Source organism: Citrobacter sp. CRE-46 (assembly GCF_059615875.1).
This window is the reverse complement of record NZ_CM184341.1, coordinates 4,563,819-4,576,080: the sequence shown is the minus strand read 5'-3', so window position 1 is coordinate 4,576,080 and position 12,262 is coordinate 4,563,819. Positions and strand designations below refer to the sequence as shown.

The following is a 12,262-nucleotide window of genomic DNA, read 5'->3' as shown; positions in this document are numbered from 1 at the left end:
ATATTGTCATAAGAACGGTAATTAATGGTTGAAGTTTGTTTTTTGATTTAAATCATTATTCAGCGCGGATTATAAAATAAAAAACGTTTTGCTTGATTTATTCACGTGGTGAATTAGTTTTGTTGAAAATATCATTTTAGTGATTATTGTTTTGTATCTTATTGATTTTATTTGGTTATTTAATTGCTTTTGATTTTTATCAAAGCGGCGATCCTGGTGTAAAAACTGAAAAATTAAGTTGATATTTATTTTTTGTTGTGTTTTTTATATTGCATGTAGTTATTCAGAAAAATCTATTTTCGAATAATGGTGCGGCAAAAATAGCACCAGGGATACTATTGCAATAAAAAGGATTAAATATGGCAGAGAGCATTCAGCATAAACTCAACCGTATTAGGCCGCCGCGCGTGCAAATAACCTATGACGTGGAAACTGGTGGCGCGATTGAGAAAAAAGAACTTCCTTTGGTTGTTGGTATTTTAGCGGATCTATCCGGGCATCCGGCATCTCCACCGGCTAAATTACGTGAGCGCCGTTTTGTTGAAATCGATCGTGATAATTTCGACGATGTACTCTCTTCTGCCTCGCCTCGTCTGGCGATACAGGTTGAAAATCGTCTGGCTAATGATGGCAGTAAGCTGAACGTAGAACTCCACTTCAACGAATTCGACGACTTTTCTCCTCTCAATATCATTAATCAGGTTAAACCCCTCCAACGTCTTTTTCTTGCCCGTCAACGCTTACGCGACCTGCTGACCAAACTGGATGGTAACGACGATCTGGATACGTTGTTGCAGCAGGTAGTCAATGACAACGCTGAGCTTCAGGCGTTAAGACCCATTGCTGAAGAAAAACCGACTGACAACGCGTAACTAAAAAGGGGAAGAACAATGGACAATGTTCAGGAACAAGCTGAAACCGGTGGGCAAACCGTTACGTTGAGCGTGCTGGACCGCATTATTCAGGAAGGACGAATGGCGCGCGATGAGCTACAGCAGACCTACGCGCGTGACATGCTGGAAGAACTGGCTACGCAGATTCTTGATGAAGGGATGGTGATTGAAAGCGATACCGTAGCGATGATCAACCACCGCATCGCGCAGATTGACGCGCTCATCAGCGACCAGTTGAATGAAGTATTACATCACCCGGAGATGCAGAAACTGGAAGCCTCCTGGCGTGGCCTGCATCAATTTGTGATGAATACCGAAACCAGCACCCGGCTGAAATTGCGTCTGCTGAATGTGTCACGTAAGGAGTTGCAGGACGATCTGGAAAAAGCGGTCGAGTTTGACCAGAGCACGTTGTTCAAAAAACTGTATGAAGATGAATACGGGACTTTCGGCGGCAACCCTTACAGCGTGTTGGTGGGCGATTTTGAGTTTGGTCGACATCCGCAGGACGCGGCGCTGCTGGAGAAAATCTCCCAGGTGGCGGCAGCGGCCCATGCGCCATTTATTGCTGCCGCCAGTCCGCGCTTATTTGATATGGGATCGTTCGCTGAGCTGGGCGTCCCGCGCGATCTGGCGAAGATCTTCGAAAGCACCGAATTGATTAAATGGCGAGCCTTCCGCGATAGCGATGACTCCCGCTATGTCTCGCTGGTGTTACCGCATGTGTTGCAGCGTCTGCCGTACGGACCGGATACGGTGCCGGTAGAAGGGGTGAACTTCGTTGAAGATGTTAACGGCATGGACGCGAGTAAATACCTGTGGGGCAACGCCGCATGGGTGCTGGCTAACCGCATTACCGAGGCATTTGCCTTGTATGGCTGGTGCGCGGCGATTCGTGGCGCTGAAGGCGGTGGACTGGTGGAAGATCTTCCAGCGCATACCTTCTCTACGCCATCCGGCGATATCAGTCTGCGCTGTCCAACGGAGATAGCCATCACCGATCGCCGTGAGAAAGAGTTGAACGATCTCGGGTTTATCGCGCTGTGCCATAAAAAGAATACTAACACCGCCGCGTTCTTTGGTGGACAAACGACTAATCAGGCAAAAATCTACAACACGCCGGAAGCCAACGCCAACGCGCGCATTTCAGCGATGCTACCGTACATCCTGGCCGCCTCGCGCTTTGCGCACTACCTGAAGCGACAAGATTGGCAGCTTTATGAGCCGTGACGAGATCGAAAGCTACCTCAACAACTGGATTGCCGATTATGTCCTGCTCACCGACAGCGCCCCACAGGAGATCAAAGCGCGTTATCCACTGCGCGAAGCGCGGGTGGACGTAAGTGCTGTGCCTGGCAAGCCGGGAGTCTATCGCGCGGTTGTATTCCTGCGTCCGCACTTCCAGTTAGAAGAGTTAACCACTTCTATTCGTCTGGTCGCCGAACTGCCGCCACCGGCAGCCGCTTGATCATTAAGGAGATAAACCATGGATGCGATTTTTTTAAAGCTCGACGATATCAAAGGCGAAAGTCAGGTTGATGGATTTAAAGATCAGATAGAGATCATGTCCTACAGCCATAACGTCGCAATGCAGGTCACCAACGACGTCAGTAACACCGAACGCACCTCCGGACGGGCGCACGTGGGGGAAATGTCGCTGACCAAGTTTGTCGACCTTTCCACGCCGAAGCTTAACGAGTATTGCTGCAGCGGGAAGATGATTAAAGAAGCCGTGTTGACGTTATGTCGGAATGATGACGGCAAAATGCTGCCACTTATCGTGTATACCCTGGATAACGTGATTATCTCGCATCTGAGCGTGAGCGGCGGTTCCGGCGGTAAGCCGGTGGAAACGATGTCGCTAAATTTCACCAAAATTAAATGGGAAATTACCGCTCAGAAACTGGGAGGTCAGAAAGAGGGTAACGTCTCTTCCGTCTGGGATATGGCGATGAATAAGAAACCGTAACTTGAGGTAATGCCCATGTCACTACCCGTCGCGCTGCTCGACAGACTGATGGATGAGGACATTACGCCGCGTGAGTCGGTTTGCCGGGAGTTGAGAAGACTGTTCAACTCCCGTGCGGCAGAAGATGCTGACACATTGCCGGTGCTGCTTGCCTGGGGCGTCCCGGAATGGCACGGGCTGAACGCGGGCGATGAACGGGTGCTGCGTTGGTATTGCCGTCAGCTGCGCGCTGCTATTTTGCGCCATGAGCCTCGGATTCAGGCGCTGATCGTGAGCGTAAAAGATGCCCATCATCAGACGCTGGCGCTGCAACTTGACGCGATGCTGTGGAACGACGACGAACCACTAACGCTGGAGCTGGCGTACCAAAATGGCGGTTGGCGATAACCCGTATCAGGGGAGATCAATGGACGATCGATTGCTTGATGATTATCTGCAAGAGCTACGATGGCTGCGAACCGCCAGCGGTGCATTCGCTCGTCGGCATCCGCATGTTGCTTCCCGACTGCGGCTGAGTGAATTCGATTGCCCGGATCCCCATGTTGAACGACTTCTGGAAGGCTTTGCGTTGCAAAGCGCCAGGCTGCATCAGCGTCTTGATGACGGCTTTGGTGAGCTATGCGACTCGCTACTGGAACAGCTCTCTCCCCATTTGTTACGCCCTTTTCCTTCTTGCGCAACCGCTTGTTTTACCGCCGATCCGCTGGCGGGCGATCTGAGTCAGGGCTACACGCTTCCTGCTGGAACGCCGTTATACGCGCAAATGGAAAGTGGAGAAACAGTCTGGTGGCGCACGGCGTTGGCGCAAACGCTGTGGCCTATCGAGATTGAAAATGTTGTCTGGTGTGATGCCGCACAGGCCCGGCAGTTGAGCGGAATGGCGCAGGCGCGTGGCGCATTGCGTATTCAGCTACGTTGCCTGCCGCCGCATCAGTTCTCAACGTTGGCGGTAACACAGTTGCGCATTCATCTCAGCGGTTCGCCGCAAATCAATGCCACGCTGTTTGATTTGTTATATGCCCATGTCATTGGGCCGCTGCGCCCACATCCCATTGGCCTGCTGAATGCCGAAAAGATTTTGCCCAGCGAACCGGGCGTAGAGTCCAGCGTGCTGGCGCTCAGTGCCTGGATGAACTGTCCGCAGACGCTGATGTATTTTGATTTACCGCTGCCGTCGACGGGCGAGGGCGACAGTATCACGGTGTGTATCCCTTTCGACAATGCTCCACTGGCAGCACAGCATATTAAACCTGGCGATATTCGTCTGGGCTGCGTGCCGGTAATAAACCTTTTTACTCGCACCTCAGAGCCGCTGTTTGTCGAACATACCCAGAGCGAACATCGGCTGGTCGCCGATCATCATGACAAAAATGTGCACATCTACCGCGTACAGGCGCTGTGGATGAGTCGCCGTGAGAAAGCCTGGCGCGTTCCTGCGTACTACTCAGCCCAGGGACATAGCGAGGCCCGCTGGTTCTGGTATGCACGGCGTCACCGCCACCAGGGGAATGCGCTGTGGCTAACGCTGGTGGACAGCCGTTTTGACCCGTATGTGGCGGATGAAGAAACCAGTCTGACGGCAACGCTCTGGTGCAGCAACGGTGAGCAGGCCGCACAACTTACAGCGGGAACGCCATTGACCTTCGAAGTGCCGGGCCCGGTTGCGCAAGTACATTTACTGGGTACGCCGACTACGCCTTCTGAGCCAGCATTACAGCGGGACACGCGCTGGAAGTTGCTTTCCTCGCTGGCGCTCAATCACCTGTCGCTGGTGGAACGCGAGGTGGCGCTGGCGTCGCTGAAAGAGCTGCTGGCGCTGTACGCCCCTTCCGCCGCGTCACCCGCCGTCTGGCAACAGATTAATGGTATTCGCGAGATGCGTTGCCAACGGGTCAGTGAGCATCGGGGAGGTGATGCCTGGCGCGGTTGGCATAACGGCATCCGGGTGACGTTAGCCCTTGAACCACAATCATTTACTGGCAATAGCCGACTGCTATTTGCCGGCATCATCGCCCGTTTTCTGGCTCGCAATGCCACCGCGAACTGCTTTGTTCGTACGGTATTGCAGGAAGATGGAGAGGAACTGTCGCTATGGACAGAAGCCGAACAGACCGCGCTGATAGCGTAATCGCCCAATTGCGGCGCGAGCCGTGGCGCTTTTCGCTCGAGCAGTGTATCCGCATCTTACGGGCGAGCGGTGAAACGCCCGCGCTGCGGGGGGAACTGGGGCTGGCGTTCACGCCTGCGGAGGTGTCGCTGCGCGACGGTACCCTTCAGGTCCACAGCCTGGGGCCGGGCGGAGCCGATGGGGTGCTGCCCTACGGCTGGCTGGAATGGCTGCAACAGGCGGCGCAGGATAAAAACAGCGCGTCGCAGGACTTTATTCATCTGTTTCAACAGCGCTTGATTCAACATCACTGCCGTAGCCTGAGCCTGTATCGGCTGGCAACGCCTTACGCCAGGCGAGAAGATGCGCCGGGGTTTACGTTGATGCGGGTGCTGTGTGGTTTTGATCTGGATGCCGTAAAAAAGCCTCAGTCTGGGCAGCTACAGCGTCTGCTGTCGCAAAGCAGCGGGCTGGCGAATCGTCGGCGTTCAACGGCGGGATTTGTGGCGCTGGTGGCGGCAACGCTCGGTATCACCGTCCATATTGAGGAGTTTATCGGGCGCTGGCAATCCTTGCCGCTGGCGTCTCAAAGCCGGACCGGGTGTCGGCTGGGGCGCAATAGCGTCGCCGGTCGGCGAATATGGAATCAGCATGCGGCGCTACGGGTGCATCTGCGTGCGGAAAATGCCGCGCAGTGGCGAACATTTTTACCTGGCGGACGGGGATTTATTCAACTGAGCAAATTAGCGGAAATCTGGTTTGGTGCGGGAATAACGCTGGAATTGATGATGCGCGCAACCCTGACTCTGGATCATCGCTTAACCCGCGCTGCGCCGCCGCGTCTGGGTTATACCGCGCAACTGGCAGGGCGCAAGCCCGCCATGTTCCATTGCCAACAGCATCTTGAGGAGAACAGTAAATGGATTTGAAAGCGCTGGTAAAACGACTGAACCCAATTTGTTTTCGTGCGCTGGAACAGGCCGCCGAACGCAGCCGGGCGCAGGGACACTGGTTCGTTGAGCCGGAGCATATGCTGCTGGCTTTACTGGATGATGAACACTGTGATTTAGCGTATTGCCTGAGCAACGCGGCTATCTCCACCGATACGTTACGTGAAGAGATCCAGCGTGCTCAGGCGCAGTTCAAAACGGGCTGTACGCGGATGCCGGTGTTTTCCGTACACCTGATAGAGCTACTGGAAGGGGCGATTTTGCAGGCGACGTTCCAGCGTATTCCTCTGGTTCGTTCGGCCTTATTGCTCCTGACCTTACTCACCCGAGAACGGCTGCGTACCCAGTTGGCGCAGGGAATGCCACTGTTGTTACAGCTTCCGGCTGCGGAGCTGGAAAGCCAGTGGCAGAGCTGGTGTCGCAACTCCGTTGAGGAGGCTGCAGACCCTGACAAGGGCGAATCCCCGAAGCGTGAAGGCGGGGTTCTGGATCAATATACGCACGATCTGACGCGTGACGCGCGGGAAGGGCGGATCGATCCGATCATCGGGCGCGACGCGGAGATCCGCCAGTGCATCGACATCCTGCTGCGTCGCAGGCAGAACAACCCGATTCTGGTGGGTGCGCCAGGTGTGGGCAAAACCGCCGTCGCCGAAGGACTGGCGCTGCGCATCGCCGAAGCCAGCGTGCCGCCGTCGTTGCGTGATGTCGCTCTGCTGGCGCTCGATCTTGGCTTGTTGCAGGCGGGAGCGGGCGTGAAAGGTGAATTTGAGCAGCGACTAAAAGGCGTCATTGACGCCGTTAAAAAATCCCCGCAGCCGATCATTTTATTTATCGACGAAGCCCACACGCTGATTGGCGCGGGCGGCGCCGAGGGGGGTAATGATGCCGCCAACCTGCTGAAACCGGCGCTGGCGCGTGGTGAACTGCGTACCATCGCCGCCACCACCTGGCAGGAGTACAAAAAATATTTCGAGAAAGATCCGGCGCTGGACCGGCGTTTTCAGCGTATCCAGATCGAGGAACCGGACGAGAACAGCGCGGTGATCATGCTGCGGGCGGTGGCCGATAAACTGGAGGCGCATCACGGGGTACAAATTCTGGATACGGCGATCCGCGAGGCGGTGCGCCTCTCGCAGCGCTATATCTCTGGTCGCCAGTTGCCGGACAAAGCGATCAGCGTACTCGACACCGCCTGCGCGCGGGTGGCGCTGGCGCAGCATGACGTGCCGCCCCAGCTTGAGGAGATCCGTCAGCATCTGGCGGCCATTGAAGAAGAGAGCGAACGCCTGAACCGCGAACTGCTGGTGGGCGTCGATCATCACGACCGACTGTGTGAACTGGAGGCGCAGGCGGAAAAACTCCACCAGCAGGCGCGGGAGGTGGAGGAGCGCTGGCAGGACGAGCGCCAGCGGGTCGGCGAGCTACAGGCCGCCCGTCAGCGAATGCTGGATCTCAGCGTGCGGCTGGAAGAGGATGATGAACTGGAAGAGGAACTGGTGGAGTGCGCGGCGCTGATCGGCAAACTGGAAACCGCCGCCGCCCAGCTACGTGACGAAGTGCCGCTGGTGCCGGACTGCGTCGATCCCGCCACGGTGGCTTCGGTGATCAGCGGCTGGACCGGGATCCCAATCGGCCAGATGCAGACCGATGAAGCCCACGCCCTGCGCACGCTGGTTGCACGGATGAGCGAGCGGGTAATGGGTCAGCAGGCGGCGCTGGAGACCATTGCCCAACGCCTGCGTGCTTACCGCAGCGGTCTGACCGACCCGCAAAAACCGGTCGGCGTGTTTCTGCTGGTGGGACCAACCGGCGTGGGCAAAACCGAAACCGCCTATGCGCTGGCCGATGCTTTGTACGGCGGCGAACGCAATCTGATCACCATCAACCTGTCTGAATACCAGGAAGCGCACACCGTCAGCCAACTGAAGGGCGCGCCGCCGGGCTACGTTGGCTACGGCAGCGGCGGGGCGTTAACCGAAGCCGTGCGCCGTCGCCCCTATTCGGTGGTGCTGCTCGATGAAATCGAAAAGGCACACCCGGATGTGCTGGAGGCGTTTTATAACGTCTTCGATAAAGGGGTAATGGAAGATGGCACCGGGCTGATTGTTGATTTTAAAAACACGGTGATGCTGGCAACCAGCAATGTCGGCGCAGAGTTAATTCTTGATACGCCTGCAAATGAATTAAACAGCGAGCGGTTTAATGAGGCATTGCGCGAGGAGTTATTAAAGCATTTTCGCCCGGCGTTTTTGGCAAGGATGACCACGGTGGCTTATCGGGCGCTGGATGAGGAAATATTAAAAGGAATTGTGCTGGCTAAATTGGATAAGTTATCGCAGAGATATTTTGTGGCGACGGGAGAGAGGTTGAATATGGAGGATGGATTGGTGGAGAGGGTGATGGAGAAGTGTAAGGGAGTAGGGGCAAGGGATGTTGAGAATTTGGTGGTTGGGGAAGTGATGGAGAGAAAATTACAAGTTATTAATTGAGTTGTATCTATAAAAGGAGAATAATATGTGGCCATTTAAATGGGATGTTGATGATGGTGATACGAAACTTGCCTTGTTACGAACGAACCCTGAGTCGACACTCTTACAGTATGTTTTTCTTGTCGATATTGCTAAAGGTGTAATTTTAAATTCAGGGAATTGTAGTGTGAAGTGTGTTAAAGTAAAAGATAAAATATATAAGTTGATATTAACAAATAACTCCGGTAGTGATTGGTATTTCCCCTTTGTTACCAATGGATTGGGAGGGGTTGGAAGTTGTGAGGTTCCAATTCCTCAAAATAATGGAGCGTTGGCCATATCAACAGGAATGAATGGTTGTGCATTACAGGTAAATAAAAATGATAGAAAATTTATCTTTTTTCATGATTCAGATGGGACATCATTAGGTAAAATTACTGTGCAGGGAGAATGCGTCTGTAGAGTGGAATATAGGGATTATGCTGGCCCTTTTTATTCTGGTGAAAAATTTTTAAAAGAAAAGAAATTTGGTGATGGCTATTTTTCATATTATCCTATATGTGTACACCATGAAAATAAATGGAAGGTTTTTTATTCTGGGGTATATCACTCCCCAGTTAGTAATAAATATGAAAAATTATATGATGTTTTTCCATGTAAAACATCTTTTTATGACGAGTGAATGAATTTAATTATAACCACCTCCGCGCCGTTAACCGGGCAACAGACCATAATGCCATGGTTTTGGTGTAGTAAAAGCATTTTTAATGATGCTTTTAAAAGTACCTTTTGTGGCCTATACTAAAACCTCATTAACGAGGAAACAACCATGCCATTTCACATACTGACCAAAACCGCAGCCAGCATCACCGACCTGAAACGTAACCCGATGGGGACGGTTAACGCAGGGGAAGGTGAAGCGGTGGCGATTCTGAACCGCAATGAGCCAGCGTTTTACTGCGTGCCGCCTGCGGTCTATGCGTATTTGCTGGAGCTGGCAGAAGATGCGGAGCTGAACCGTATCGCCGACGAACGTGAAGGTGGAAAGCGAATACAGGTGTCTTTAAATGACCTATAGTCTGGAGTTTTTAGATATTGCGCTCAAGGAGTGGCGCAAACTTTCACCCACATTACGCGAGCAGTTCAAAAAGAAGCTAGCGGAACGGCTAGAGAACCCTCATGTCCCTGCCGCCCGCCTGTCTGGCAAATTACACCGTTATAAAATCAAGCTACGCAGTGCCGGGTATCGTCTGGTCTATCAGGTCGAGGACGAGCAGGTTGTCGTTCTTGTGATCGCCGTGGGCAGACGTGATGGCGATGAGGTTTATCATCAGGCTAACCGGCGCTAGCGCTATCGTTGAAAAAGGACTTCCCCATGCCCGATACCACTATCATCAAACTCACCGCCCCAACCCTGACCGGCCTAACCGCCACAACAGCGCAAACCGAATCCCAACTTAACGGCCTGACCACCGCCACCGTCGCGGGAACCACCTCCGCGCCGTTAACCTTAGACAGCGCGCTGGCCACCCATCTGACCGCCACCATCAACAACGCCAGCTACGACGGGCTGATTGCCGAGGCGTGCCAGCTTCCGGCGACCAGTAATGCCGATCGCTACCAGTTTGTGCTGCGCCCGTGGCTGTGGTGGCTGACGCTTGCCAGTAACAACCGCGTGTTTCAGAACCTCAGCGCGCAGGAGATCGTCGAGCAGGTGTTTAAAGACGCCGGGTTTAGCGACTACAAATTTCAACTGAAAAGCAAACCGGCGAAGCGGGAATACTGCCTGCAATATAACGAAAGCGATTTTAATTTTGTCTCGCGGCTGCTGGAGCAGGAGGGGATCTTCTGGTTCTTTACCCACGAGGCAGGCAAGCACACGCTAGTGCTGGCGGATGACAACAGCGCCTTCCCGCCGATTGCTGGCGATAAAAAGGTCAAGTATCAGGCCACAGCAAGCGGCGAGCGGGAAACCGGGATGATTCGCTCGGCAGAACTGCATTTACAGGCCACCGCCCAGGGCTTCCAGAGCAGCGATTTTAACTACGAACAACCAAAAGCTGCGCTGTTTTCGCAGACGGGCGAGAAGAAGGGCGGTATGCAGTATCAGCATCCGGGGCGTTTTAGCGTTAAAGCCGAAGGCGACGCGCTGACGGCGTGGAAGGTTAACGCCCTGAAAGCGCAGGCGAAACAGCTGGTCGGTGAAAGCGACTGCGCGGCGTTGATGGCCGGGCACTGGTTTACGCTAACCGATCATGACGACAAATCTCTGAACATCGACTGGCTAATCACCGCCGTTAGCCACGAGTACGACGGTGAACGCTATCGCAACCGCTTCACTGCTATTCCAAAGGCCACGCCGTATCGCCCCCTCGCCGTGACGCCACAGCCCTTTATGCATACGCAAACGGCGACGGTGGTGGGTAAAAGCGGCGAGGAGATCTGGACCGACAAACTTGGTCGGGTGAAGGTGCAGTTCCCATGGGACAGAGAGGGCAAAAGCGACGAAACCAGCTCCTGCTGGCTGCGGGTGGCGACGGCGTGGAGCGGCAACGGCTTCGGCGCGCAGTTTATCCCGCGCATCGGTCAGGAAGTGGTGGTGAGCTTTATCGACGGCGACCCGGATAAACCGCTGATTACCGGCTGCGTCTACAACGGCGCGAATGCGCTGCCGTACGCACTTCCGGCGAACCAGACCCAGTCGGGCATTAAAACCAAAAGTGAAAAAGGCTTCAACGAACTACGCTTCGACGACAAAAAAGATGCCGAGCTGCTGGCGATGCAGGCGCAAAAAGACTTCCAGCTTACCGTTCTTAACGACAGCAAAACGACTATCAGCCATGACGACATTCAGAACGTCAAAAACGACCGCACGCGTACCGTTGAAGAGGGCAACGAAACCGTCACCCTAAAAAAAGGCAATCGTGCGGTGAAAATCGAAAAAGGCAGCGACACACTGGAGGTAAAAGAGAAGCGCAGCGTGACGGTGAAAGGCGATCAGGAGCACGTCATCGACGGCAACGAGACGCATAAGGTAAAGGGCAACTACACGCTGAACGTCGATGGCAACCTGACGATTAAGGTCAGCGGTACGCTAACTCTCGAGAGCGGTAAAACGTTGGACATCAAGAGCGGGTCGGGTCTTAACGCCAGCGCGTCGGGCAGCATGAAGCTGGATGCCACCAGCATAGCCAGTGAAGCGAAAGCCTCGCTGACCCAGAAAGCCGCAACCATCAGCCACGAAGCAAAAGCCACGCTCACCAGCAAAGCCAGCGCGACCCAAACGGTGGATGGTGGCGGGATGCTGATGATTAAAGGTGGCCTGGTGAAGATTAACTGATGAGCGATATGCAGGAATATCACCTGGATAACACCCTGCTACGGGCAAATCTTGCGAACGACCAGCTAAACGGCGAGACGAGAATTGAAGAGAACGGACGCCTGCTGGCAGTTTTGCGATATCAACAGGGGGCGCTGCATGGGGTAATGGAGCGCTGGCATCCTAACGGTCAGCTAGCTATGCAGCAGGCGTATCGTGAGGGCAGGCCGGACGGTATTGCTCGTTACTTCTCGGAAAACGGCGAGCTACTGCGAGAAGAGCAGTGGCTTGACGGCCTGCTGCACGGCGAATGCCGCAGCTTTTATCCTTCCGGGCAGCTACAGCAGCGTGAGCAGTGGAGTCAGGGGTTGCGTCACCAACTCAGCGAACAGTTCTATCCGGACGGCTCGCTTGCCCAGCGTCTCTGTTATGAAAAGGGGATACTGAAAGGGGAAGCGGAGCGCTGGCTGCCGGATGGGCGTGCCATTGATGCCCGTGGTAAAGCGCAATCGCGAATGAGTAAATGGACGGAGAGGCTGTGAACACGCCTCTC

At 54.2% G+C, this 12,262-nt stretch carries 11 protein-coding genes and 1 pseudogene; all 12 read left to right on the top strand.

What is annotated here, in order from left to right:
• Positions 1-359 precede the first annotated feature (359 nt).
• The 12 genes and pseudogenes from tssB (at position 360) to AC534G_RS22165 (ending at position 12,251) form a co-directional block, all read left to right on the top strand.
• The gene (gene tssB, locus AC534G_RS22220; protein ID WP_038636686.1) at positions 360-872 is read left to right on the top strand and encodes a type VI secretion system contractile sheath small subunit; all 513 of its coding nucleotides are present in this window, start codon (positions 360-362) and stop codon (positions 870-872) included.
• A gap of 18 nt (positions 873-890) precedes the next feature.
• Positions 891-2,361 (top strand): annotated as a pseudogene (gene tssC / locus AC534G_RS22215) (type VI secretion system contractile sheath large subunit).
• Positions 2,362-2,379: 18 nt separating this feature from the next.
• Positions 2,380-2,862, top strand: a complete 483-nt coding sequence (locus AC534G_RS22210) for an Hcp family type VI secretion system effector (protein ID WP_038636693.1) — start codon at positions 2,380-2,382, stop codon at positions 2,860-2,862.
• A 9-nt stretch (positions 2,863-2,871) separates the two neighbouring features.
• Positions 2,872-3,249, top strand: coding sequence for a type VI secretion system baseplate subunit TssE (tssE, locus tag AC534G_RS22205; protein WP_038636696.1), 378 nt, complete (start codon positions 2,872-2,874; stop codon positions 3,247-3,249).
• 19 nt (positions 3,250-3,268) lie between these two features.
• Positions 3,269-4,990, top strand: a complete 1,722-nt coding sequence (tssF, locus tag AC534G_RS22200; RefSeq protein WP_110496145.1) for a type VI secretion system baseplate subunit TssF — start codon at positions 3,269-3,271, stop codon at positions 4,988-4,990.
• A complete protein-coding gene (locus tag AC534G_RS22195; protein ID WP_110496144.1) occupies positions 4,954-5,898 on the top strand; it encodes a type VI secretion system baseplate subunit TssG in 945 nt (314 codons plus the stop codon). Before tssF ends, AC534G_RS22195 begins: the two co-directional genes overlap by 37 nt.
• Positions 5,889-8,411 carry a type VI secretion system ATPase TssH gene (gene tssH / locus AC534G_RS22190; protein WP_110496143.1) on the top strand — a complete coding sequence of 841 codons (2,523 nt, stop codon included), beginning with the start codon at positions 5,889-5,891 and terminating at the stop codon, positions 8,409-8,411. The genes AC534G_RS22195 and tssH overlap by 10 nt, the downstream gene beginning before the upstream one ends.
• 25 nt (positions 8,412-8,436) lie before the next feature.
• Positions 8,437-9,072 carry a hypothetical protein gene (locus tag AC534G_RS22185; RefSeq protein WP_110496142.1) on the top strand — a complete coding sequence of 212 codons (636 nt, stop codon included), beginning with the start codon at positions 8,437-8,439 and terminating at the stop codon, positions 9,070-9,072.
• 147 nt (positions 9,073-9,219) lie between these two features.
• Positions 9,220-9,468 (top strand): type II toxin-antitoxin system Phd/YefM family antitoxin, encoded by a 249-nt coding sequence (locus AC534G_RS22180; protein ID WP_038636704.1) that lies wholly within the window; start codon positions 9,220-9,222, stop codon positions 9,466-9,468.
• Positions 9,458-9,739: a type II toxin-antitoxin system RelE family toxin gene (locus AC534G_RS22175; protein ID WP_038636706.1), complete on the top strand. Its 282-nt coding sequence runs from the start codon at positions 9,458-9,460 to the stop codon at positions 9,737-9,739. Before AC534G_RS22180 ends, AC534G_RS22175 begins: the two co-directional genes overlap by 11 nt.
• Positions 9,740-9,765: 26 nt before the next feature.
• The gene (locus AC534G_RS22170; RefSeq protein ID WP_110496141.1) at positions 9,766-11,730 is read left to right on the top strand and encodes a type VI secretion system Vgr family protein; all 1,965 of its coding nucleotides are present in this window, start codon (positions 9,766-9,768) and stop codon (positions 11,728-11,730) included.
• Entirely contained in the window at positions 11,730-12,251 is a 522-nt protein-coding gene (locus AC534G_RS22165; RefSeq protein WP_110496140.1) for a toxin-antitoxin system YwqK family antitoxin, read from the top strand. The genes AC534G_RS22170 and AC534G_RS22165 overlap by 1 nt, the downstream gene beginning before the upstream one ends.
• The last annotated feature ends 11 nt before the right edge of the window (positions 12,252-12,262 follow it).

What these genes read in the sequence shown, in the direction of transcription:
- tssF (WP_110496145.1), top strand. Translation starts at nt 3,269, where the DNA reads ATGGACGATCGATTGCTTGATGATTATCTGCAAGAGCTACGATGGCTG.
- tssH (WP_110496143.1), top strand. Translation starts at nt 5,889, where the DNA reads ATGGATTTGAAAGCGCTGGTAAAACGACTGAACCCAATTTGTTTTCGT.
- AC534G_RS22210 (WP_038636693.1), top strand. Translation starts at nt 2,380, where the DNA reads ATGGATGCGATTTTTTTAAAGCTCGACGATATCAAAGGCGAAAGTCAG.
- tssB (WP_038636686.1), top strand. Translation starts at nt 360, where the DNA reads ATGGCAGAGAGCATTCAGCATAAACTCAACCGTATTAGGCCGCCGCGC.
- AC534G_RS22185 (WP_110496142.1), top strand. Translation starts at nt 8,437, where the DNA reads ATGTGGCCATTTAAATGGGATGTTGATGATGGTGATACGAAACTTGCC.
- AC534G_RS22195 (WP_110496144.1), top strand. Translation starts at nt 4,954, where the DNA reads ATGGACAGAAGCCGAACAGACCGCGCTGATAGCGTAATCGCCCAATTG.
- AC534G_RS22170 (WP_110496141.1), top strand. Translation starts at nt 9,766, where the DNA reads ATGCCCGATACCACTATCATCAAACTCACCGCCCCAACCCTGACCGGC.
- AC534G_RS22180 (WP_038636704.1), top strand. Translation starts at nt 9,220, where the DNA reads ATGCCATTTCACATACTGACCAAAACCGCAGCCAGCATCACCGACCTG.
- AC534G_RS22175 (WP_038636706.1), top strand. Translation starts at nt 9,458, where the DNA reads ATGACCTATAGTCTGGAGTTTTTAGATATTGCGCTCAAGGAGTGGCGC.
- AC534G_RS22165 (WP_110496140.1), top strand. Translation starts at nt 11,730, where the DNA reads ATGAGCGATATGCAGGAATATCACCTGGATAACACCCTGCTACGGGCA.
- tssE (WP_038636696.1), top strand. Translation starts at nt 2,872, where the DNA reads ATGCCCATGTCACTACCCGTCGCGCTGCTCGACAGACTGATGGATGAG.